A 23519-nucleotide genomic window follows, 5' to 3' on the forward strand; every position below is an offset into this window, starting at 1 on the left:
ATCAATCAACGCTTTTCGGCCAGAGGTGTTTCCTCCACTAGCTTTACCAAATCCTCAATGATCGCCATTCCGCCATCTCTGTTATACCATATTTGAAGAAATTCTTTAAAGGGATCGTCTATTTTTCCGTTCTGGCTTTTATAAGCGGCTACCATGTTCATTACTGTTCCCGATCTGGGTCCCCAGGTATGGACTACGTTAACATCACCATCCAATACAATAAGTTTAGGTATGGAACGGGTCCCACTTGTCAAAAACAGGTCCATGAGCTCAGGGTTTTCATCACGCAGAACAATTCTGAGATCAAGATTCGTGACTTCCTCACAGATTTTGTTTAAAACCGGGATTGTCTGTGCTCCGTCGGCACACCAGCTTTCCATTATTACAAGCCAGGTTTGTCTTTTATTTATCCTTTTAAAACTCTTCACCGCTTTTTCCGGAATGGCCAGGGTTTTGTTGAGCCTGCGCATTCTGCTCATATTCAATTTTGTAAAATTTATGCGTACATCAGTTTGTTCCGGCCCGGAGGTCTTTCCTTCGGAAGCCAATTGTTTTACCAGTTCCATATACGCTTCATAGGAAAGTGCTTTCTGTAAACTGTTTTCTATGATCTTGTTTTCCATATCTTGTGGTTTCGATTAATTTTTTAAAATTGTTTCCGGAAGTAATGGTCACCGAAAAAATCAGTTTATCTCTGCCGGACGGGGGTGTACTTTCACACTACTACATGTTAAGCTCTACGGCACTAACATAAGGTGCAATCCGTGCCTGAAAAGCTATCAACTCCTCAACCCCGAACTGCTCTCCCTACCTATCCCGGCCAGGCGCGCGATACAAGTCCCGGCATCCGGTTAAAATTCTACTTCAAAGTACAGGCTGCTTGCGGGCGTTTCTTCCGTCACATCCTCTCCTTTTATAACTTCTCCCTTATCATTTAACAGCCTGAGATTAATTTTCCAGTACCCTGTCATTGTGAATGAGAGTTTTCCTCTATATATGCCCGATGCCACATCATAGGTCAGGTCTTCATTATTCGGGGAACCATGATTATCCATTCCTGGCATCCGGGGATCTACGGAGATCCTGTAGTTCTCAACTGCGGAAAAGTTCATCATATCTTCCATTTTATACAACCCGGCTACAAAACCATTTATTTTCACCTCCGGTTCCACCGGCCCGATCATAGCCAGAATATAACGGGTATCATCACTTCCTTTAAAAACAGTGATCTTTTGCTTCCCGCCAGGTGACGGATTGACCTCCAGGTACCCTTCCGCTTCGTAAGTTGTTCCGCCAATCTTATAATTTAGTATCAGACTCCAATATTCTTCGGCATTACCGGTCATTTGAAATATCAAAAAACCTTTGGAAACCGTATTATTTTCTGTTAATGTTACGCCGGATTTCGGACAGGAGTGTTCCCTGTCCGTCATATGCATGACGGGCGTCCAGGCAATCTCCGAATCGGAAAAATAACGGTCGGAGGCAATATCTTTTATCCGGATCGATACCTCGTTATATCCCGTAGTGAAACCGCTGTTTTCCGAGTAAAGTTCAACCGTATGTCCATTGGCCTCAAAAGATGTTACCAGGTTGAGCCCGGCTACAGGATCGTTTTCGGATACTTCGTCATTGTCCGAAGCGCATGAGACAAAACATATAAAAACCGCGACAAGAAATAAAGATTTTACTATTTTCATTTTTTAATTTTTAATAGTGCTAATTGATCTTATAGGAAATATTGAAAAATAAGTTGCGCCCCATTCTCGGGATATTATTCCAATCCGAATATGTGGAATAATACCTGTCAAAGATGTTTTCTATACCCGCTTTGGTATATAATCGGTTGCCGGAGATATAAAATGTTTTTCCCAGCGCCATTGAAAATATCGTATAGGCGGGTGTCTGGTCTTCACCGAACCCCCGGTTAAAGTTGACCTGTTTTCCCGCACCACCGGCACTTACTTCCCCGTAAAAGCTCCTTGTATCGTATTTCAGGAAGGATTGATAGGCCCACGGACTGATAAAGGGCAGATCCCGGTTTTGGTTGTCTGTTCCCCGGTGCCAGGATATGGCACCGGACCAGGTTAATCCGGGAGCAATTTTATACTCGCTATTGAATGATAAATTAACGATATCTGCATATCTCAGGTTGGTATATATTCTCACACCGTCCGCACCTATGGTCATGGTACTCAGCGAAGAATCCGTTTTCCCGATAATATAATTATGTATTCGGAAGGCATTTCCTTCAAAGCTTAATTTAAACCCGGGCTGGGTCATGGATATCCCTGCATTTAATTCCATCGACCGCTCATTTTCTAAGCCCGGATTACCTACATAATCATGGTTGTCAAAACTATTAAAGAGGTAGAACCCGTAACCTTCCGAAACCGATGGGGCCCTGGTAGCATAGGCCAGTCCGAAATTGAGCTGAAAAGATCGTAATTGTTTGCTGTACTGTGTTGCTATACTGGAAAGAAAACGCGTTTGTGACGCCGCTGCATCCGGGTAAAAAATGCGGAGGCTGTTTAATCCGAATTTATCCGCTACACGATTACCCTGTACTGTGACCCTTGCGGAGACTTTTAAGGAACTCTCTTTAAAATTGATAATGTCCTCCAGATACAGACCGGTATTAAGAGTACGGACATCGGGCCAGGTGAGCATAAACATGGAAGCCTCCCCGCGATTGGCCGGGTACATCGTCATCTCTGCCAGGGATTTATTATAAAAACCATCCCATTTGAACAAAAGACGGTGTTTCCCGGTTTTTAAAGCAGTCCGGGAATAAAAACCGTAAGTATCGCTCCAGCCGGGCATATCCATTCGTACGGGGACATTCGGCCTTTGGGAATCATCCATCACATGTGTAATCGTGTTGTAATACAACTTTGATTCCCAATGATGCAACACACCCAGAGTATCCTGCTCATAACTTAAAGAGGTGATCACCGCCCTGGCCAGGGATACATCCATAGGCAAAGCAGGATATCCGACATCATTAGCCTCATCATAGACCAGGGTTGCAGCTAATTTTTTTCCCGGTCCCAATTGATATCCGCCGTTTAAGGAAATATTGTACTTTTCATATTGTGAAAAATGAACTTCTTCACCTCCTCCGGCACTGTAGTTTCCTGCCTTACGGTATACAATATCCCCGTCTATATAGTATTGGTCTTTGGAAAAATTAATATCCGCTCCTATAATTTTCTGTTCGTTGTTGGTTTCAAAACCGTTTTCCAGGCTTATGATAAAAATATCTTCTTTAAACCCCGCTTTATCAATCTTCAGATCAATGGCTCCACCTATACTTACACCATATTCCGCCCCTTGCTGCCCGGATGCAATGTGTGCTTCGGAAAGATTGGATACATCTACATAAGAAGTAATGGGATCCATTTTATCCGTACAGGCACCGAATACCCGCATTCCGTCTATCGTGACGGAAAGCCGCTCGGAAGACATACTGTTCAGTGTGGGTTCCCATGCATAGGCGCCCCGCTTTACCATATTCACTTTCCGGGCGGAGGTCAGATATTCATCAAGAGAAGACAAGGGTTTGGCCTGCCCGGGATCGCCGGACTGCGTTCTGTCGGATATCACTACAACCTCTTCCAGGTAAACCGGCAAGATCGTATCTCTTTCACCTCCCTCTTCCCTCTGTGCATGGACGGGAAAAGAAATAAACAGAACTCCTCCAGAAAACCACAGCAGCCATTTCCTCGAGAACAATGGGCCTAGTAAAATATACGGGAATCTGCCTGCCGGTATAATAATTTTCATTAGAAGCATTCGGGAGAATTAAATACTATAAAAACAATCAAGTACAGAAACAGTAATAAACAAAGCTGATGTACTTATTCTCCGCAAATATAGAAGGTGCCCGAGATGAAAAATATGACTAAAGTCACCTTAAGGATAAAAACGGATTTTTCCCTCCGTTCCCGGTAAAGGATTTGAAAATTTCCATGTCGTATATTCTTTTAAACAGAAACTTTATCCTTTCCTCTTATAAATCATCTCTTTTGAGATAATAGGGTTTAAAAAATAGCACAGCACAGCTTATCCCACTCATTAATAAAAGAATACATAAATGTCCTTCCCTGCATCGGAATATGACAGAAATCATATTTTCCCCATATACCGTCCCATACCTTTACACCAAATTATACAAACAAAATACACTGCATATGAGTACGATTAAAAAAACAATGTTATTACTCTTCGGTATCCTGCTAACAGCATGCGGAGGGACTCCAGAAAAAAAGGAAAAGTTCACTTATGAAAGAACTCCTGCTCAAAAGGAGACCAAAACAGTGAATAAGGTTGCCGGAAATAAGGCCACCGGAGATTTAACAGACTTGGACAACAAAGGTATAGGTCCGGTCAAAAATATAGAATTAGGCACCGATATCGATCAGGATATGGCCAAAGCAGGCCAGGCACTGTTTAAGGAAAAATGTATGTTGTGCCATAAACCGGATAAAAAATTCATCGGGCCTGCACCGAAAGGAATTTTGGACCGCCGCTCGCCGGAATGGGTTATGAATATGATTTTAAATCCTGAAGTCATGGTAAAAGAAGATCCTATTGCAAAGCAATTGCTGATAGATCATAACGGCTCACCAATGGCCAACCAGGGGCTTACTGAAGAAGAAGCAAGAAAGGTACTGGAGTATTTCAGGACACTTTAAGTATATGAGCCATATATATTAAAAACAGCGTAAATTTAAACATTATGAAACTAACAATCAAAAGTTTACCTTCCCTAGTTCTAATAGCCGTGATGTTTACCGCTTGCAACAGTAGCGGGACTTCCAATGGCAATCGCGGGGCCCTCGCCTCTACTGCGGCAGAAAAAGTGTATGTCGCTCCCGGGGAGCACGATGAATATTATGCCTTCTTTTCCGGCGGATATAGCGGAAACCTTACCGTATATGGATTGCCATCGGGAAGAATGTTTAAGGAAATTCCCGTTTTTTCGCAATTTCCCACCAACGGGTACGGGTATTCCGAAGAAACCAAACCCATGTTAAACACCTCTCATGGGTTTGTTCCCTGGGATGACCTTCATCACCCCGATATTTCACAAACGAACGGGAAACTTGACGGAAGGTGGATCTTTGTAAACGGTAACAATACCCCCCGTATTGCAAGAATAGACCTTAAGACCTTCGAAACCGAAGAGATCATCGAAGTCCCTAACAGTGCAGGGAACCACAGTTCGTCCTTTATTACGGAAAACACAGAATACGTTGTGGCCGGTACCCGTTTTTCAGTACCTGTGCCCCAGCAGGATATTTCCATAAAAGAATACAAGGGACATTTTAAAGGCGCACTGTCTTTTATTTCCGTAGAACCGGAAACCGGGAGGATGAACATGAAATTCCAGGTTATGATGCCCGGGTTTAATTACGACCTGTCACACCCCGGGCGCGGGAAATCGCATGGCTGGTTTTTCTTTACCACCTATAATACCGAAGAGGCCAGTACACTATTGGAGGTCAATGCTTCACAAAACGATAAGGATTTTATTGCGGCCATAAACTGGAAAAAGATCGAGGAGTATGTAAATAACGGAGGCGGTACAAAAATGCCTGCCAATTATGCCCATAATGTATATGAGCATGCAACTCACGGTGCCAAATCCACCATGCTGAAAGAAGTCTTAACGGTAGATCCCACCGAAGTACCGGGTGCCGTTTTCTTTCTCCCCACACCGAAATCACCCCACGGGTGCGATGTAGACCCGACAGGTGAATACATTATAGGAAACGGAAAACTCTCCGCTGATCTGACCGTTCACTCCTTTGATAAAATGATCGCCGCCATCGAAGCAAAGAAATTTGACGGGGAAGCATACGGAATTCCTGTATTGAAGTTCGAGGACGTCCTGGCAGGTCAGGTAAAAAGCGGCGGGTTAGGGCCCCTGCACACCGAATTTGACGGAAAAGGAAATGCTTATACTACATTTTTTATCTCTTCGGAACTGGTAAAATGGAATGTAGAAACCCGCGAAGTCATAGACCGACAGCCCAACTATTATTCCGTAGGTCATGTCATGATCCCCGGCGGAAACTCCGCCGCACCTTTCGGAAAATATGCTGTTGCCATGAATAAGATCACGAAAGACAGGTATCTTCCCACAGGCCCGGAACTGGAACATTCTGCTCAACTGTTTGATATCAGCGGGGATAAAATGGAACTATTGCTGGACTTCCCAACACACGGAGAACCCCATTACGCTGCCGGGATACCCGCAGAGATACTGGCACCGAAATCACAAAAAATTTACCGGTTGGAAGACAATAAACACCCATTTGCAGTACTCAACGGTGAAGATACCCGTATAGAACGCAACGGGAATGAAGTTCACGTATATATGTCTATGATACGCAGCCACTTTACCCCGGATAATATAGAAGGAATAAAGGTGGGTGATAAAGTATATTTTCATATCACCAATCACGAGCAGGACTTTGATGTACCACATGGCTTTGCCATGATCGGTGCCAACAATGCGGAGTTGCTCATTATGCCCGGACAGACCAAAACCCTGGTGTGGGAACCCAAACAGGTAGGTGTGTGGCCCTTCTATTGTACCGATTTCTGTTCTGCCCTGCACCAGGAAATGCAGGGATATGTACGGGTTTCACCGGCAAATTCCAATATTGAACCAAGCTGGTCTCTCGGGGAATAATATTCCAGGGGGAATCAGAAACAGGTTATAGTTGATACTGCTATCTGAAAAAGGCAGGAGTTGACAGATTTTGCTCCTGCCTTTTTAAACCCTGTTAATATATTTCTCATCGATCAAAAGCTTTCAAAAAACAAGAAATGAAAAAAGCCGGAATATTAATGATCATAGGCTCGCTCCTCCTTCTGGGGCTGTTCAGATTTCCCCTTTGGAATATTATGCTGGGCGCACCGCAATACCCCGATCCCCTTGGAATGGATATCTATATAACCGGTATTAAGGGAGTAAACGAATTTGACATTCAAAATATTGACGGGCTCAACCACTATATAGGAATGCAAACCATACCTAAACCCGGGGAAATGTGGGAATTCAGAGTCTTTCCTCTGGTTGTTGCCATCATGGCAGTATCGGGGGCTATCATAGGATTACTGGGATTCTTTGGAAAAATCAATCACTGGTGGTTTTTGGGATGGTTCGGTCTTATGGCCGTATTAGGCGTTTTGGGAATGCATGACTTTAACTTATGGCTCAGCGATTACGGAACCGATCTGGACCCCCATGCCATCATGAAAATGATCCATCCCAACGGTACTCCTATGACCTACAAACCACCTCTTCTGGGCCACCAGAAAATGCTGAATTTCGATGTGGATTCGTGGCCTCATACAGGAGGTTACCTGATGTTCACAGGAATGGGATTGACCCTTATTGCCTTTTTCATCGGAAAAAGGAGTAAAAATATTGTACAGTAATAAAATGGTTTTTTCAGCCTTATCAAAAATCAATATCGTGAAACCTGTAATCTCAATATTCATCTTTATATGGTTCTTTGCCTCCTGTGAGATAGAGCCCGTGTCCATTGATTATGGGAATGACAATTGCCATTATTGCAATATGACCATTGTGGACAGGCAGCACGCTGCACAACTAGTAACCGATAAGGGACGTGCGTATAAATTCGATGCCATCGAATGTATGCTTAACTACACCAGAGAAAATACTGCCAGGCCCGTGTCTGTGTACCTGGTTAACGATTTTAAAAACCCCGGCAAACTTATTGAGGCCACAAACGCCACCTATTTGATAAGCCCCGGGATCCGAAGTCCTATGGGGGCCAACCTTTCCGGGTTTAATTCAGAACAGGACGCCCGGGAAACACAAACAAACTATAACGGTACACTCTACAATTGGAAACAGTTGGTGAAATATTTTAAAAGAAAAGAGCTACATCATTAAAAATCAACACGCCATGGTCCTCCGTTATTTACATATTGCCTGTGTGTTTTTATGCTGTGTACCTGTATTGTTTGCGCAAAAGACAGAGATATGCAATACTTGTAAGGTCTCTACAATTACTCAAGCCGTTGAAATGGCGAAACCGTTTGATACTATTCAGGTAAAAGCAGGTACTTATAAAGAACATAATATCAGTATTACCAAACCTCTCTCCATTATAGGAGAAGGCATGCCCGTGATCGACGGGGAGAACAAAGGAGAAATTATTACCATACGGAGTGATAGCGTAACCATTTCCGGCTTTACGATTGTTAATGTGGGTACGAGCTACACCACCGATTACGCTGCAATCCGGGTAGTGAAGAGTAGAAATTTCACGATCCGGGATAATATCCTGGAACGGCTTTTCTTCGGGATCTACCTGGAAAAAGCCCGGCAGGGGAAAGTCCTGAACAATACTATTAAAGGTAATGCCGTGAATGAGTACAATTCGGGCAACGGCATCCAGTTATGGTACTCGGACCATGTGGAAGTAACCGGGAATACGGTACAAAACGTACGCGACGGTATCTATCTCGAGTTTTCGGACCATATAGACATCAAGAACAACAAAAGCATTGACAACCTGCGTTACGGACTGCACTTTATGTTTTCAAACCACAACACCTATACCAGCAATCTTTTTGAAAACAACGGCGCAGGGGTTGCGGTCATGTTTTCGAAATTCATAATAATGCAGGATAATATCTTCAGGAAAAACTGGGGGCCTTCGTCCTACGGCCTGCTCCTTAAAGAGATCACGGATTCGAAACTGACCCGGAATACTTTTGAGAATAATACACAGGGAGTACACGCGGAAGGGATATCCCGGATGACATTTACCGAAAATGATTTCGCCAACAACGGTTACGCGATCAAAATTCAAGGAGCATGTTATAGCAATACTTTTTCCCGGAATAACTTCCTGTACAATGCCTTTGATCTTTCGTACTCCGGCAGAATGAACGAAAACAACTTCGATTACAATTACTGGAGCGATTATTACGGCTATGATCTCAACAGGGATGGTATAGGTGATGTCCCCTACCGCCCGGTAAAGCTCTTTTCGCATATGACCGATCAGATACCGGAGGCCATCGTATTGCTGCGTAGTACTTTCACGGGACTGATGGACTTTTCGGAAAAGATAACGCCTGTATTTACACCACCGGGGCTTATGGATAATTCCCCGAAAATTAAAAAAAACAAATGGTAAACATCCAAAATCTGAATAAGGCTTTCGGTCGCAACCAGGTACTCGACAACCTCTCCCTAGAAATAGATCAAAAGGGGGTTACCGCCATACTGGGGCCTAACGGTTCGGGGAAAACGACCCTGATAAAAAGTATACTGGGCATGGTCATCCCCGACAAGGGGGCCATAACCATAAACGGCAAGGATATCAAAAAAGATGTGCTGTACCGGGAAAACCTGGACTACCTGCCACAGATTGCCGATTTCCCCGACAACCTGAAAGTAAAAGAACTCATAAAAATGATAAAGGACCTGCGAAACAAACCTGCCAGGGACGAGACCCTGATCCGGTTTTTCGGACTGGGCCCCTTCCTGGACAAAAAGTTCAACACACTGTCCGGCGGTACTCGTCAAAAAGTTAACCTTGTATTGGCTTTCATGTTTGACAGCCCCCTGATAATCCTCGACGAACCCTCTTCCGGATTGGACCCCGTGTCCCTGATCCGGCTGAAGGAATGGATAAACAGAGAAAAAGCACAGGGTAAGATCATACTTGTTACATCACATATTATGAGCTTCGTAGAGGAAATAGCCGAAAATATAGCGTTCCTGCTTGACGGGAAGATATATTTCAACGGCTCCCTCTCCGAGTTAAAAATAAAAACAGGCAGAGAAGATCTCGAACATGCCATAGCAGCCCTGCTGCTGGAAAACGACCATCCGGCTTTAGTATACCATGAGTCATAAGTCAATCCTGCAATCTCAAACTTTAAACCCGGTAATATCATGTTAAAAATCATCAGATACAGTTTTTTCGATCTGGCGCGCAGCAGGTGGAGTTATGCGTACTTCCTGTTCTATCTGCTCCTGGGCACGGTGTTGCTGTTCCTCAACAACAACCTTTCCGGGGCTATTATAACACTGATGAATGTCAATATTATCCTGGTACCGCTTATCGCTACTGTTTTCGGAGTGATGTATCACTACAATTCCAGGGAATTCACCAATCTTCTTCTCGCCCAGCCTTTAAAGAGAAGCGCCATTTTTACCGGACAGTATTTCGGTATTGCCGGCTCGCTTTCCCTGAGCCTTGTTCTCGGGCTAGGTATTCCGTTTGCCGCATACGGTCTGTTCCGGTCCGCAATGATCTGGAATTTTGCCGTATTACTTATAACAGGAGTGGCCCTTACTTTTATTTTTACTTCGCTGGCATTTAATATCGCGCTGTCCAACGAAAACAGGATTAAAGGTTTCGGCTATGCAATATTGTTATGGTTATTGCTGGCCGTAGTATACGATGGTATCTTTTTGCTGCTGCTGGCCGGGTTCCAGGAATACCCGCTGGAAAAGTTTTCCCTGGTCGCTACAGTGTTCAATCCCGTAGACCTGTCACGTATACTAATCCTCCTGAAACTTGACATATCCGCATTAATGGGCTATACGGGGGCTGTTTTCAAACAATTTTTCGGCACCTCAGCCGGGGGAATATTTTCTTCCCTGATGCTATCGCTGTGGATATTACTTCCGCTCTGGCGGATGAGGAGAATAGCAAAGAAAAAAGATTTTTAGGTCGTGCTTATGACGAAGTAAAACCATTGAAAATTTCAGTACGTGACAACAAATAATGGAGTAATGACCGACAATAATTTTTACCACAAAGAGATAAAAAGGCTCCTGAAAGAAAAAAACGCACTTCTCCTGGCCCATTGCTACCAGGACAAGGCTATCCAGGACCTTGCCGACTTTGTGGGGGACAGCCTGGAGCTCGCCCGTAAAGCCGCCCGGACAGAAGCTTCTATTATTGTTTTTGCCGGGGTATATTTTATGGCGGAAACTGCGAAAATCCTGAACCCGGATAAAAAAGTACTCCTCCCGGACCTTTCCGCAGGCTGTTCTCTTGCAGATCATTGCCAGCCCGAAGAGTTTGCCGGTTTCCGCGCCAGGTATCCCGGGCACCAGGTGGTAAGCTATATAAACACCAGCGCCGGTATAAAGGCTATAAGCGACTATGTATGTACTTCCTCTAATGCCGAAGTGGTCATACGCTCCATACCCGAAGACCAGCCCCTCATTTTTGCACCTGATAAAAATCTCGGAAGTTATCTCAATAAAATAACAGGGCGAAATATGATATTATGGGAAGGTTCCTGTATAGTACACGAAGCTTTTTCTCTGGAAAAGCTGATACAATTATATCAGAAATGTCCGGAAGCAAGGATCGTGGTGCATCCCGAATCCGAAGCATCCGTATTGCGGATTGCACACTTCATAGGTTCGACCTCGCAGATCCGGAAATACATCCGGGAAAGCAAGGCAACCTCTTTCATTATAGGAACGGAAGCAGGCATCATACACCAATTGGAAAGAGAAGCTTCCGGCAAGGAATTCATTCCGCTTCCGTCCCTCGAAGACAACAGTTGCGCCTGTAGCGAATGTGCCTTTATGAAACTGAATACCGTAGAAAAACTATACCGTTGCCTGCTGGACGAAACCCCTGAGGTGATCATAGATACAACACTACTGGAAAAAGCCCTCCTCCCTATCCGGAAAATGTTAAACCTGTCCAGATGATACCCACCGATGTACTCGTCCTCGGCTCCGGGATTGCCGGGCTGACTTTTGCCATACAACTGGCAGAACGCCGCTCCGATATCTCTATCCGGGTCTGTTCCAAGGCCAATACCGGGGAAACCAATACCCGCTATGCACAAGGCGGCATTGCCGCCGTAACGGATTTTACCACAGACTCCTTTGAGCAACATATCCGGGATACGCTTGAAGCAGGCCGGGGATATTGTGATAAAAATATGGTCAGGGCCATTGTAGAGGCCGCCCCGGAACGCATTGCCGAACTTGCACAATGGGGAGTACCTTTTGACCGTAACTCCAAAGGAAAATGGGATACCGGCCTGGAAGGCGGGCATTCCGAATCGCGTATCCTCCATTGCAGGGACCGGACCGGCCTTGCCATAACACAGACTCTGTTGCGCCGGGCCGCCGGCTATAAAAACATAAGGTTTTGCCCCGGCCTTTTTATCGTAGACCTGCTGGTCCGGGACAAACAATGCCACGGTATTCGGTATGTAGATCCCGACAGCGGAAAAATAAAAAACAGCCATGCTAAAATCACTTTTCTGGCCACGGGGGGAAGCGGGCAGGTGTTTAAGGTCACTACCAACCCCGAAATTGCCACGGGAGACGGGGTTGCCATGGCAGCCCGTGCCGGAGCTCAGATCAGAAATATGGTATTTTACCAGTTTCATCCCACAGCCTTCGCAGCCGGAAAAAGCAATCCTGCCTTTTTGATCTCGGAAGCCGTAAGAGGTTTCGGGGCATATATTATCAATACGGAAGGCGAACGATTTTTGTTTCGCTACCACTCCCGCGGAGAACTGGCCACCCGCGACATTGTGAGCAATGCCATTTTCTCGGAATATCAAAAAAACGAAGAGAATCGCATATACCTGGACTGCCGGCATCTGGACGAAAGAAAATTTTACAGGCACTTTCCGGAAATCGCAAATCAATGTCTGAAAGCAGGTTTTGACCTGTTTAAAACCCCTGTTCCCATTATGCCTGCAGCTCATTATCAATGTGGCGGGGTTACAATTAACCCGCAAGGGCAAACCTCCGTTCAAAACCTTTATGCCAACGGCGAATGTGCCTGCAGCGGCCTACACGGTGCTAACAGGCTGGCGTCTAATTCCCTCCTAGAAGCTGTGGTTATTTCACATGGGGCCGCCGTGGAAGTTGCTTCCGTTATCGATCATATTCCCATAGTAACCTTCCCGGAAAACCCCGGAAAACCGGGTCGTATTTCCCAACGAAAGCCCATGCCAAACGAAATCGGAAAGATTAAAACCCGGTTGCAGGAACTGATGTATATTTATCATACCGGAAAAATTACAGGAGACCGTACCAAAAAAGATATCACATCCCTGTGGGAATTAATTTCCGGAAAAACAGATATTCCGGGAAATACGGACAACTCCACCCGGGAATTCTATGAACTGAAAAACCTGATCACCGTTGCCCGGATGCTATTATGAACCTTGCTGTAAAACATACCCGTACCGCTCTTTTTTATTTTTTTCTGACTTCCCTGATGGGTATACTTTTACGGGCATATCCCATTGCGGATTTCTCTTTTAATTACCGTTTCCTGGTACATGCACATTCCCATATCGCACTTTTGGGATGGATCTACGTGGGACTTACCGCTGTTATTTATCATTTATTCTTAGGGGATATAAAACAGTCCGGGGTATACCGGAATATTTTCCGTACAACACAGGTAGCCCTTATAGGAATGTTGGTAACTTTTCCTTTCTGGGGCTACCATCCTTATTCCATTTTCTTTTCCACACTGTTCATCCTTGCAAGCTATGCATTTACATGGTTCTTTATTCGCCATGCCCCGGAACGGTACCGCAAAGGGTATTCTTTTAAATGTGTAAAAGCAGGCCTTTACTATATGGTTGTTTCCAGCCTCGGGCCCTGGGCCCTGGGCCTTATTATGAATACTTTGGGAAGCACTTCGGTATGGTATAAAATCGCTATTTATTTTTACCTGCACTTTCAGTATAACGGCTGGTTCCTGATGGCGCTGTGCGGATTTTTGTTTTTTATACTGGAATTCGGGGATATACCTGTTGCCCCCCGACAGTCCCGTCTGTTTTACCGGATGCTGAACGCAGGGATCATCCTCACTTTTTTCCTGTCCGTTTTATGGACAGAACCTCATTATATCTTTTATTTCCTGGGATTATCGGGAGCTGTCATCCAATTATGGGCATATATCCTGCTTTTCCGTATAGCCCGGTCGTCCCGGATCACTTCTACGGGAAAAACAGGAGGATTAAAAAGTACTTTTTCTCTTTTAAAAGTTAGCGGCATGCTCCTGCTTGTGAAATTACTACTACAATGTTTTTCCGCCGTTCCTGAAATAGCTACGATGGCCTACCACACCCCGGAATTCATCATAGGATACCTCCACTGGACATTTCTGGGCGTGATCTCCCTGGCCCTGTTTGCTTTCTTTTCGCATTTCAGACTGCTGGTGTTTTCCCGTTTTGCCATAGGAATATACCTGGCCGGTTTCTTTATTACCGAATTTCTGATTTTTTACAAAGGAATAGCGCTATGGTTGCAGTGGTCTCTGACGGAACATTATTACTTGTTATTGTTTTGTGGAAGCCTGCTTTTTTCTATTGCCATAGGAATACTTTTGTTTAGAAGCTTTCGGAAAATCCGTAGTAAAAATACGGATTGAAAAACTTGCCGAACGATCCGGCGGGTCACTTCCTTTTCCCTCGAGATTTTTTCAGGGGATCGGGCAGATAACGCAGCAACCAGAAAGAAGCCAGGGCCAGCAGAAAAGAGCCGATGAACGTGGTAAGTGCAAAATAAATGTTGTCCTGCAAGGCATTGTTGAGCGCGCCGAACAAAAACCATATCTGGATCCCCACAAAAAGGATAAGCAGCATTATAATGGCCAGCATCAGGGTATTGGTCTTGTTGGGATGCGCTTCATTCTGTGATCTTCTGAAATCGCTCATATACTAGACGGTTTTATCCTGTTTTTCTTCTCTTACATATACTTTTCCTTCCTTTATCACCACTTCCAGCCGTGGAAGAGATCTGGGCGGCGGGCCCTGTAATACCTCCCCGGTATCGGCACTAAAGAACCCGTGGTGGCAGGGGCATTCAATTTTTCCCAGGTCCTCCCGGTATCGGACAGCACATGTCAGATGAGTACATTTTTGTTCAAAGGCCCGCCATTCACCTTCTTCCAGATGAATGAGAATATAGGGAATAATCTCATTCCCTCGGATCTCGAACTGGAACATCTCCCCTACGGCCACTTCATCCGCATTACAGACAAAATGTTCACCCTCCAATGGTTTTGAAGGAAAAGCCAGCGCCCTGATCACAATAACACCGTTGCCCAGTGCCAGTGCCCCCGAAAGCAGTCCGAGAAATTTTGCAAATTCTCTGCGGTTCACATGGGTTGCCTGTTCTTCACTTATCGGAAAATCACTTTTCCAGGCCGGAATTTCCGAACGGTCGTGAGATTCTTTTTTAGCCATGCTATACAAATTTATCCTACTATTAACTGATGGGTACCTTTGGGCATCATAATACTCACCTTGGTATTAACTTCCTCCTTCCCGAACTTAAAGGAGTTTACGGGAACGCTGTCCGGGCGCATCCTTTCGATCTCTTCCCTTGTTCCGTAAAACAGTGCCTGGCTCGGACACACCGTGGCGCACATAGGTTTCTTCCCGGCGCTGGTACGGTCATAGCACATATTGCATTTCATCATCAGTTCCGCTTCCTCCATTTTTTTAGGCACGCCGAAAGGACATGCCAGAACGCAATTGGAACATCCTATACAGCGGGAAGTATTGGCAGAATGAACCACTCCGAATTCGTCCTTGTGAATGGCATCGGCCGGGCATACGTTAGCGCAGGCAGGGTCTTCGCAATGCATACATACCTGTACGGTAGTCTGTACGCTTTCGGCCCGGTTTACATAATTGACATGTATCATGCTTTCCTGTCCGTTGGTTTCACATTCCGCACAGGCCATTTCGCAGGCATGGCAACCTATACAGCGTTGCATATCTACAAAAAAGGCCATTTCCTGGTGGTAATCGGTTACTGGCATCATATTTATCTTTTATGGTTGATATCTATATTATCTTCTTTACACTTCACAGTCCGCTCTGATAGGCAGTTTTCGTGATGACATCAAGCGCCTTATATCCCATAGGTATCAAACGGCATGCACATACCTTGAACTCGGGTATCTTGGACACGGGATCGAGGCTTCCGATGGTCAGCTGATTAGCGGAATGCTTTCCTCCCCAATGATACGGGATAAACACCGTATCTTCACGGATAGTCTCCACTACCTGTGCGGGGAACTCTGCTTCTCCCCTCCTGGTTTCTACCCGCACCAGGTCCCTGTCCTTTATCCCGTACCGGAAAGCCAGTTTGGGGTGTATTTCCAACAAGGGTTCGGGATACTGGTCCACGAGTTTGCCTATTCTCCTGGTGGAAGTCCCGCTGAGGTATTGAGATACCACTCTTCCCGTGGTCAGTACTACAGGATATTCTTTGTCCGTAACTTCCGAGGCCGGTCGGTATGGCACAGGGTTGAAATGTGCTTTTCCGTCGGGCGTTTTAAATTTACGATCTTCCCACAACCTGGGAGTACCGGGATGATCGGGAGACGGGCAGGGCCAGAAAACCCCCATATTGTCTACGATCTTCTTATAGGTAATCCCGTAATAATCGGCTGTCCCTCCCCGGGAAGCTATTCTCAGTTCATTAAATATATCTTCGCTGGAGGCATAACTGAACTTGTCCCCTGCCCCGAGTTTCTCGGCCAGCTCCATGAGTATCTCCCCGTCCCTTCTCGCCATACCGGGGGGAGTTACTGCTTCATTTATTTTCACTACCCTGCCTTCGGCCGTAGTTACCGTGCCCTCTTCTTCTTCGTGCAACGACCCGGCCATGACGATATCCGCATGACGGGCAGTTTCGGAGAGGAAGCTGTCGATACATATATAGAATTCCAGCTTTTCCAGGGCCTCACGAACAAAATTATTGTTAGGCAGCGACACCAGCGGATTAAAGCAGATCGATATCAGGCCTTTGATCTCTCCGCGGTGGATCGCTTCGATCTGCTCATAGGCGGTAAGGCCCTTTCCGGGCATATCCTTTTCATCGATCCCCCATACCTCTGCTATATATTTCCGGTGTTCCGGATTGGTTATATCCCGGTTTCCCGGTAACTGGTCGCATTTATGACCGTGTTCCCTTCCGCCCTGGCCGTTGCCCTGCCCGGTGATGGTACCGTATCCGCAATAGGGTTTTCCGATACGTCCGGTGGCCAGAACCAGGTTAATACAACTCAACACATTGTCCACTCCTTTGGTATGATGTTCTATACCGCGGGCATGAAGCAGAAAACTGGTTTTAGCTTTTCCCCAGAGCGTAGCTGCTTCCATAATCTTTTCCCCGGGAATACCGGTCTGTTCCTCTGCCCAATCCAGGGTATAATCCTTTACGGCGGCTATGGTCTCTTCGAATCCGGAAGTATAATTGTTTATAAAATTGTGGTCCAGCCAGTCGTTGTCCGCGAGAATCTTCAGCATGGCCCCGAACAGGGCCGAATCGCCCCCGGGTCTTACCGGCAGGTGCAGGTCGGCCGTCCTCGCCAGGGGGATCACCCGCGGGTCCACAACGATCAGCTTCGCCCCGTTATCCCGGGCCTGCCAGATATAATGCGTTAGTGTGGGAAAGGTTTCGCTGATATTGGCCCCTGCTACAATAATAACTTCGGCATGGGCCAGGTCTGCCCAACTATTGGAACTCCTGTCCAGCCCAAAAGCCTTTTTGTTCCCTCCCCCTGCACTCACCATACAGAGTCTCCCGTTATAATCCAGATTTGCGGTTTTCAGGGCCACCCGGGCAAATTTCCCTATCATATAACTCTTTTCATTGGTAATGGAAACACCGCTCAGCATGGCAAAGGCATCATTGCCGTATTTTTCCTGTATCCTCCTGATCTCGCTTACGGTTTTACTCATGGCATGCTCCCACGATACAGGCTCAAATCCCTTGCCTTCCACTCTTTGTATGGGCCCCAGAAGCCTGTCCGGATGATTGTTCTGCAAATAGCGCTGCACGCCTTTGGGACACAGCCTCCCTTCGTTGAACGGAAATTCCATCCAGGGTTCGAAACCCGTAACCTTGTTGTCCTTTACTTTCAGTTGTATGCCACATTGCATTCCGCAGTAACAACAATGGGTCTTGACCAGCCTGTCCGGCTCGTGTGCGCCGTAAAAACCGGATTGCGGGGTATAGGCTTTATGGGGTCCGAATTTTTTTATGAGTTGATCTGTAGCTACCGGAAGTTTTGCCATGAATATCTTTTTTATCTGTTCTTAACCAAAAAAATGTCCTGATTCTTTCCTCGCTTCAAAATGGGCCCTGGCCAGTGCCGACCGTTTTCCTTCCGGGCTCAGGTCCAGATGGCTGGTACCGTCCTCCTTTCCGAAATTGAAACCCAGTTTTTCTGTTACTTTTTTAAGGTCATCGACATGGATTTGTGCGGCAAATTCTTTTTTTGTGTGCGGGCATACGGCCATTCCCCTTCTGCTGCCTTCCTTTTTATACAGATTGGCCCCCAGCTGGGCCAGCCTCTGGAAAATGTGGAAAAATTTACCGAAGGGCAGCCATACCAGAAAGAGGATAACCGTTATGGCATGGGTCACCGCCATAAACTGGTAGGTCTTTCCTCCCAGAAACGTATAATCATAGGAAATACCCAATCCGGTAAGGGATATGGCGATAAGCAGAATAAGCGGTAACCAGTCGTTCCCGAAGGTCTGCGTAGCAATAAGCCCGCCGTTGGTGAACCTTCTTTTCATCATTATTACCGCCCCGACAGTGACCAGTACGGAACACCATACCAGCCCGTGGAAAGCGATAAAGGCAAGGGTTGACCCTAGTGCGAAAGAGCCGGCTTCAAATCCGAACAGATAGGCGTAATACGTGGTATCGTCCCCCGGTTTCAGTATAAAGTGTATCCAGCCAAAAGTAAGGGGGATAGTAATGGCAAAAGCCAGCATACACCCCGTAGCCAGAAGGAAATGTCCTATCCACCGTCTCCTTCCCCGGTAAACCAGGAATCTTTGGAACATAATATTCCGGAAAAATAACCGTAGGGAACGCAAAAAATACGGAATAAAATGCCGGCTGAAAAGAAACTGCATGCTGCGCCGCCAGTAAAGTCTCGTAGGCGGACGTTGAAGCCATATGGAATAGCGATAGGCAATGCCGAAAACAGCAAATATGGTCCCGATGAGATAAGCGATCAGTGCCGGATCGAAATTCTGAAGATTACGGGAACCAACAAGTACCAGTGCAATCACCAGTACTGCCGCTATAATTGCCTTGATAAGCGCTTTTTTGTTTAATGTTCGGAAAAGTCTGTTCATTACTATGGGGCTTTAGATGAAACATCGACAGGAGACAGTTAAATTTAAGCATTTTAGGACAATATGGCTAACACCTACTCCGAAGAATTACAATTTAAAGCCATTCTAAAGTTTGTATTCAATTTGTTTTATTCTTAAAAAGCAAAGCCAGATTTCTGACAAACCCGATCATTACGGCTGTCCAGGCCAACAGGGCCACATATATAAAATATTCGGGAATGGCCTTTAAAAAAGGGATTTCCAGGGCTTCGCTCAACCGGAAGGTACACACGGTATACATCCCGAGGGGGAAAACCATGGCCCAGTAAGTGGGATCATAACCCCCGGCCGAAACGGGTACCGGGACTTTCTTGATTACGTGCCGCCAGATCCCCAGGATGATAAGCAAGGGGATCCACCAGGTACCGGCTGTCCAGAAAAAGAGTGTAAACCCCTTGAGAAAAGGCAGTATCTCTGCTATGAAATTAAAACCCCCGGTGTGCAGGATCAGCATGGAACCTGCCAGCGTAGAAATGGCTGTAGCCCCCATGTTTATCCAATAGGGCGCTCCCAGTTCTTTAGCATTCAAAGAGAAAAAGGAAATGCGGTAAATAATGAGCGACATGATATAGAGGTAAAAAATACACCCTAGTAAAAACAGGCACAAGGCCACGAACAGGTATAGGTAGGCATGTTTTCCAAAATCCCCGGAAACAAATGATATCAGTACAGACAATGCCTGTATGGCCACGATAATAACCAGCCAGGTACCATTAATCCCGTCTTTCAGGGATTTTTTGTCTTCGGTAACTGTAATGCTGTAAAAAAAGCTATACACAATTACCAGCCATGCGGTGGCGGCCACGAGGAGGATCACTTCGGCCAAGGCTACTGATTTCCGGAACAAAATAACCTGGTTTCCCACGATACAGAGAGCGGCCACTATAGTAAAAAATCCCGGTCCCTTCTGGTAACTTTTCAGGTCTTCCAGTACCTGTGCGCGGAAAAAAACAAGCCTGTACACAAACAAAAGGCCAAGTACCGAAAGAAATACGAGATTCAGGTAAAAAAGCACACAGGCAAAAACTGTTAATCCTTCCAGCAATGAAGCTATGGAAATAATACCGGTGGCCATGACCAGGGCAAAATATGCAGGGAGAAGCGTTTTGATCCGGGAGCGTAGCAGGTTCATTATCAAAAGTTGTTGGTAGCCTAACAAATGTACGATTTTTCTTTGGATGTGTTAAAGCCCTCTACCTATATACCCGGAAATCCGTCACATCATCAGTTCACTGCTTATTGCGTATGGTATTCCACAAAATCCGGCCATCTTCCTATTTCACTTCCACTCCGCCGTCGGCATTTTAAAATAATACATAGCCGGCAATAACCACTATACTGGCAGACAAGCTTATCAGCAACGTATTAAAAACGAATCTCGGTCTCAATTGCGCAAGTACGGTGGTATTATAAGTCATCGCTACGGCCACGATGAGAAACAACTGGAGCATATGCCACATACCATAACCGTTCATCAGGATTAGCATGGCTGCCACGGAACCCGCGCAACTGGAAGCTATAATACCAATGGTTACGGAAGCATAATACATCTCTTTAAATCTCGAAAAAAGTGTTTGATAGAGTTGCATAACCTTTACTTTAATATTTGCTGTAAAGGTATCACGGCAGTGTAACGCCACATATGATTTAAATCATATGGCCAGATCACCTGTAAAGCTTCCGCTTAACAATTTTAACTGCCCCCTTCTGTTCCAGGCACTTGCCGGCACGGATCACGGTTTCCACGCGCAGGCCCGTAAGGTCTGCTATCTGCTGGCGGGTGAGATTTACTTTAAAGGAAAAGGGGGCCTCCAATCCATATACCTCTTTCTTGAGGTAATCCAGAATACGTAATATACGGTGTTCCGGTTCCTGACCGGACAATTCGTTTGCCATAATGGCTTTGTAATATAACCTTTGGGCCAAAGCCCGGCTTATTTTCAGATGTTCTTCGGGATAAGCCACAAGTAACCTAAAAAGACCGGCCCCCGAAAGCCGGTAAATTCGGGTTCCGGTTAAAGCTTCGGCATTGGCAGGATAGGTTACATCGGCAAATAAGGGAGGTTCTCCGAAACTTTCACCGTCAGAAAATATTCCCTGAATAAACTCCTTTCCTTCCGAAGTAAAATTGTTCATTTTCACTTTCCCTGAAAGTATTTGATAATAGTTCTGTGCCCTTTGATTTTCCCTGAAAATCACCTCTCCCTTATCATAAGAAATGAGTTCCGCCCCATTATCCAGAAGTAGATCCGTAGTTATCATTAATACCAGTTTGTAATTCTTACAGGGTCCGCTTCAAGCAGACCGGAAATACAAAGAACACTAACAACCGGGAGCAATACTATGATATTTGTCATTTGCGGATAGCGCTAAACCACTATTGGTATCAGTAAATTCTGATAAGCGGTGAAATTGCTCTTTGGTTACGGGTTAGTTGTGTAGCTATTCAGACAATATACATAAACCCGATAACTCATTAGCCTCATAACCTTATAATTAAAACTTCACACATACCAAAGCGATCCCTGGGACTATCGGGAGCATTCAGAGATATACTTTTTTTATAAAAGATCCCTCAGTATTGTGATAAAGATCGGAATTTTGCTTTTTCCAGTCCGTTATATGCCGGTTTTTCCCGCATTTAATCCTCTAAAAGCGACAGAAACCCCGTGTTTTTGCAGGAAAAAGAAAAACATGGAAATAAAATTATGGGACCCGCAGAAGAATTGGTATCGAAGGACAATATCCACAGAGTCCCCCTTCGCATTTTATTCATTCTCCCGAAGCAACTGAATAACATCAAATAAAACCCCCGCCGATCCTTTAAAGGTCGCGGAGCCCCTGGGTTCATTATCGACGGAATACCACTCATAGAAACCTTTGTTTTCTATCACCCTGGCAATCATCGGGCGGAGTTGCTCACGGGCTTCTTTTTCATAACCGTTTTCTATCAATACCTTAATCATTCTTCCGCCAAACCAGGTCCAGTCTCCCCCGTTTTGATAGCCATAAGGATGCATTCCACGGTTTTTAAAATAGCCTTCCGGGTAAGGCGGGTACAACGTTAGTCCTATACTCGCCGCACCGGATTTTTTGACATTATCTGTCATCTTTTGCAGAGAGATTTTTATCTCTTCTTTGGAGAGTAACCCCGCCTCTATGGCCACGGCGGTACCCCCGTGATAATAAATCTCATTTTCATCAAAATCCGGGGGAAAAGGAGAATCATCGGTATACAGGTGTGGTATGAATTTATGGCGGGAATCATCCCATAAATATTTCATGGTATTTTCAGCTATCCTATTTCTTACCGGCCTCCACTTTTGCTGCAACGAAGGAGCCATGTCCATCAAATTATCCAGGGCAATAAGAAACATGGCATTATCATAAATATCCATAGCATAATGAGTGTCTTCCGTTATATACACCCCCCATTCGTGTTCCGGCTGAACATCACCCCAATCTGCGGTAGTGGCCCCGTATACCAGTCCGTATTTTTCGTTGAACCGCTTTTCCAGCAAAAACTGCATAGCCATTTCCATACGCGATTCTATGCTCTTCCCTCCTGTCTTTTCCTGTAAAAAATGAGTGTCGCCGGTAGATTTTATATACTTGTACACGGCCTGTACCAGCGAAGTCTCCTGGTCGGTCTCTACCGTATTTTTATGCCCCGCGTAATTTTCCTCCAGGTCCGTATACACATACTCGTAACCTCCCTCCGAAGCTTTGGCTTTTTGTTTAGGGATAAACCCGTCTACGATATTACCGTCGTTTCCCTGCAACCGGAAAAACACTCTCAGATTTTCTTTAAGCAATTCCTTCGTATGGACATGTGCCGCAAGGTTGATAAAAGTATTATAATCCCGTATCCAGACCTCCTGATATCCTGCACCGGCATTAAAGCCATCTTTTATCACCTCAAGAGCCATCTGTTTTACGGTATCCAGGGAAGAATCCCGTATTATAACGGTGGTCGCAGATAATCCGGTTTCATTTTTAGTATGCTCCTTTCCGGAACGGCCACAGGCAAAACATAAAATGACAAGAAATGCCACACCGGCAGTTTTAGGTTTAATACCCATAATTAAAAGTTCATATGTTTAAACATATGACAAGATATAAAAAAATAATGATTAATTCTTCTGAGAAAAACAATGGCACTGAGAAGAGCGACTAACATTAGTCCGTACTTTACAGTCCCTTTACCCGTGTTTTCCTCCCCAAATTTATAGGGAGTAAAAATCACACCTTCTAAGAAGGTGGCTTTGGCTAGCCCCCATAGGGGACCTCTATGG

The 23519-nt window shown here is 45.4% G+C and carries 23 protein-coding genes; 10 read left to right on the forward strand and 13 right to left on the reverse strand.

The window, feature by feature from the left end; genetic code table 11:
- Positions 1–5 precede the first annotated feature (5 nt).
- From ED312_RS20910 to ED312_RS20920, 3 genes are all read right to left on the reverse strand, one after another.
- Positions 6–623 carry a thioredoxin family protein gene (locus ED312_RS20910; RefSeq protein ID WP_123217969.1) on the reverse strand — a complete coding sequence of 206 codons (618 nt, stop codon included), beginning with the start codon at positions 621–623 and terminating at the stop codon, positions 6–8.
- 228 nt (positions 624–851) lie between these two features.
- The gene (locus tag ED312_RS20915) at positions 852–1700 is read right to left on the reverse strand and encodes a hypothetical protein (protein ID WP_123217970.1); all 849 of its coding nucleotides are present in this window, start codon (positions 1698–1700) and stop codon (positions 852–854) included.
- A gap of 19 nt (positions 1701–1719) precedes the next feature.
- Entirely contained in the window at positions 1720–3795 is a 2076-nt protein-coding gene (locus tag ED312_RS20920) for a TonB-dependent receptor (protein ID WP_240643161.1), read from the reverse strand.
- 398 nt (positions 3796–4193) lie between these two features.
- Here ED312_RS20920 and ED312_RS20925 point away from each other — a divergent pair, with 398 nt between their 5' ends.
- The 10 genes from ED312_RS20925 (at position 4194) to ED312_RS20970 (ending at position 14444) form a co-directional block, all read left to right on the forward strand.
- The gene (locus tag ED312_RS20925; RefSeq protein WP_123217992.1) at positions 4194–4697 is read left to right on the forward strand and encodes a c-type cytochrome; all 504 of its coding nucleotides are present in this window, start codon (positions 4194–4196) and stop codon (positions 4695–4697) included.
- Between the two features lie 44 nt (positions 4698–4741).
- On the forward strand, positions 4742–6703 hold the full coding sequence (gene nosZ, locus ED312_RS20930; protein WP_123217972.1) for a Sec-dependent nitrous-oxide reductase: 1962 nt from the start codon (positions 4742–4744) through the stop codon (positions 6701–6703).
- 137 nt (positions 6704–6840) lie between these two features.
- A complete protein-coding gene (locus ED312_RS20935) occupies positions 6841–7455 on the forward strand; it encodes a hypothetical protein (protein ID WP_123217973.1) in 615 nt (204 codons plus the stop codon).
- 37 nt (positions 7456–7492) lie between these two features.
- A complete protein-coding gene (locus ED312_RS20940) occupies positions 7493–7939 on the forward strand; it encodes a nitrous oxide reductase accessory protein NosL (protein WP_240643162.1) in 447 nt (148 codons plus the stop codon).
- A gap of 13 nt (positions 7940–7952) precedes the next feature.
- Positions 7953–9194, forward strand: a complete 1242-nt coding sequence (locus ED312_RS20945; protein ID WP_123217975.1) for a nitrous oxide reductase family maturation protein NosD — start codon at positions 7953–7955, stop codon at positions 9192–9194.
- Entirely contained in the window at positions 9188–9919 is a 732-nt protein-coding gene (locus ED312_RS20950) for an ABC transporter ATP-binding protein (RefSeq protein ID WP_123217976.1), read from the forward strand. The genes ED312_RS20945 and ED312_RS20950 overlap by 7 nt, the downstream gene beginning before the upstream one ends.
- A gap of 39 nt (positions 9920–9958) precedes the next feature.
- A complete protein-coding gene (locus tag ED312_RS20955) occupies positions 9959–10741 on the forward strand; it encodes an ABC transporter permease (protein WP_123217977.1) in 783 nt (260 codons plus the stop codon).
- Between the two features lie 42 nt (positions 10742–10783).
- Positions 10784–11743 carry a quinolinate synthase NadA gene (gene nadA / locus ED312_RS20960; RefSeq protein WP_317125698.1) on the forward strand — a complete coding sequence of 320 codons (960 nt, stop codon included), beginning with the start codon at positions 10784–10786 and terminating at the stop codon, positions 11741–11743.
- On the forward strand, positions 11740–13221 hold the full coding sequence (gene nadB, locus ED312_RS20965; RefSeq protein WP_123217979.1) for an L-aspartate oxidase: 1482 nt from the start codon (positions 11740–11742) through the stop codon (positions 13219–13221). Before nadA ends, nadB begins: the two co-directional genes overlap by 4 nt.
- Positions 13218–14444 (forward strand): hypothetical protein, encoded by a 1227-nt coding sequence (locus ED312_RS20970; protein ID WP_123217980.1) that lies wholly within the window; start codon positions 13218–13220, stop codon positions 14442–14444. The genes nadB and ED312_RS20970 overlap by 4 nt, the downstream gene beginning before the upstream one ends.
- A gap of 25 nt (positions 14445–14469) precedes the next feature.
- Here ED312_RS20970 and ED312_RS20975 read toward each other — a convergent pair whose 3' ends face one another.
- The 10 genes from ED312_RS20975 to ED312_RS24155 all read right to left on the reverse strand — a co-directional run.
- A complete protein-coding gene (locus ED312_RS20975; RefSeq protein ID WP_123217981.1) occupies positions 14470–14730 on the reverse strand; it encodes a hypothetical protein in 261 nt (86 codons plus the stop codon).
- A gap of 3 nt (positions 14731–14733) precedes the next feature.
- Positions 14734–15261: a QcrA and Rieske domain-containing protein gene (locus tag ED312_RS20980; RefSeq protein ID WP_123217982.1), complete on the reverse strand. Its 528-nt coding sequence runs from the start codon at positions 15259–15261 to the stop codon at positions 14734–14736.
- An 11-nt stretch (positions 15262–15272) separates the two neighbouring features.
- On the reverse strand, positions 15273–15842 hold the full coding sequence (locus ED312_RS20985) for a 4Fe-4S dicluster domain-containing protein (protein WP_123217983.1): 570 nt from the start codon (positions 15840–15842) through the stop codon (positions 15273–15275).
- A 46-nt stretch (positions 15843–15888) separates the two neighbouring features.
- Positions 15889–18108 (reverse strand): molybdopterin oxidoreductase family protein, encoded by a 2220-nt coding sequence (locus tag ED312_RS20990; RefSeq protein ID WP_123217984.1) that lies wholly within the window; start codon positions 18106–18108, stop codon positions 15889–15891.
- A 21-nt stretch (positions 18109–18129) separates the two neighbouring features.
- Positions 18130–19185 carry an MFS transporter gene (locus tag ED312_RS20995; RefSeq protein ID WP_123217985.1) on the reverse strand — a complete coding sequence of 352 codons (1056 nt, stop codon included), beginning with the start codon at positions 19183–19185 and terminating at the stop codon, positions 18130–18132.
- Between the two features lie 118 nt (positions 19186–19303).
- Positions 19304–20356: a tellurite resistance/C4-dicarboxylate transporter family protein gene (locus ED312_RS21000; RefSeq protein WP_123217986.1), complete on the reverse strand. Its 1053-nt coding sequence runs from the start codon at positions 20354–20356 to the stop codon at positions 19304–19306.
- Positions 20357–20528: 172 nt separating this feature from the next.
- Positions 20529–20813 carry a hypothetical protein gene (locus tag ED312_RS21005; protein WP_123217987.1) on the reverse strand — a complete coding sequence of 95 codons (285 nt, stop codon included), beginning with the start codon at positions 20811–20813 and terminating at the stop codon, positions 20529–20531.
- A gap of 76 nt (positions 20814–20889) precedes the next feature.
- Positions 20890–21486, reverse strand: a complete 597-nt coding sequence (locus ED312_RS21010; protein WP_123217988.1) for a Crp/Fnr family transcriptional regulator — start codon at positions 21484–21486, stop codon at positions 20890–20892.
- Positions 21487–21992: 506 nt separating this feature from the next.
- On the reverse strand, positions 21993–23279 hold the full coding sequence (locus ED312_RS21015; RefSeq protein ID WP_240643164.1) for a GH36-type glycosyl hydrolase domain-containing protein: 1287 nt from the start codon (positions 23277–23279) through the stop codon (positions 21993–21995).
- 29 nt (positions 23280–23308) lie between these two features.
- The coding region (locus ED312_RS24155; protein ID WP_206363296.1) for a hypothetical protein at positions 23309–23519 on the reverse strand (211 nt) is incomplete at its 5' end.

Origin of the sequence: Sinomicrobium pectinilyticum (assembly GCF_003725735.1) — a bacterium.
Lineage (GTDB): Bacteria > Bacteroidota > Bacteroidia > Flavobacteriales > Flavobacteriaceae > Sinomicrobium > Sinomicrobium pectinilyticum.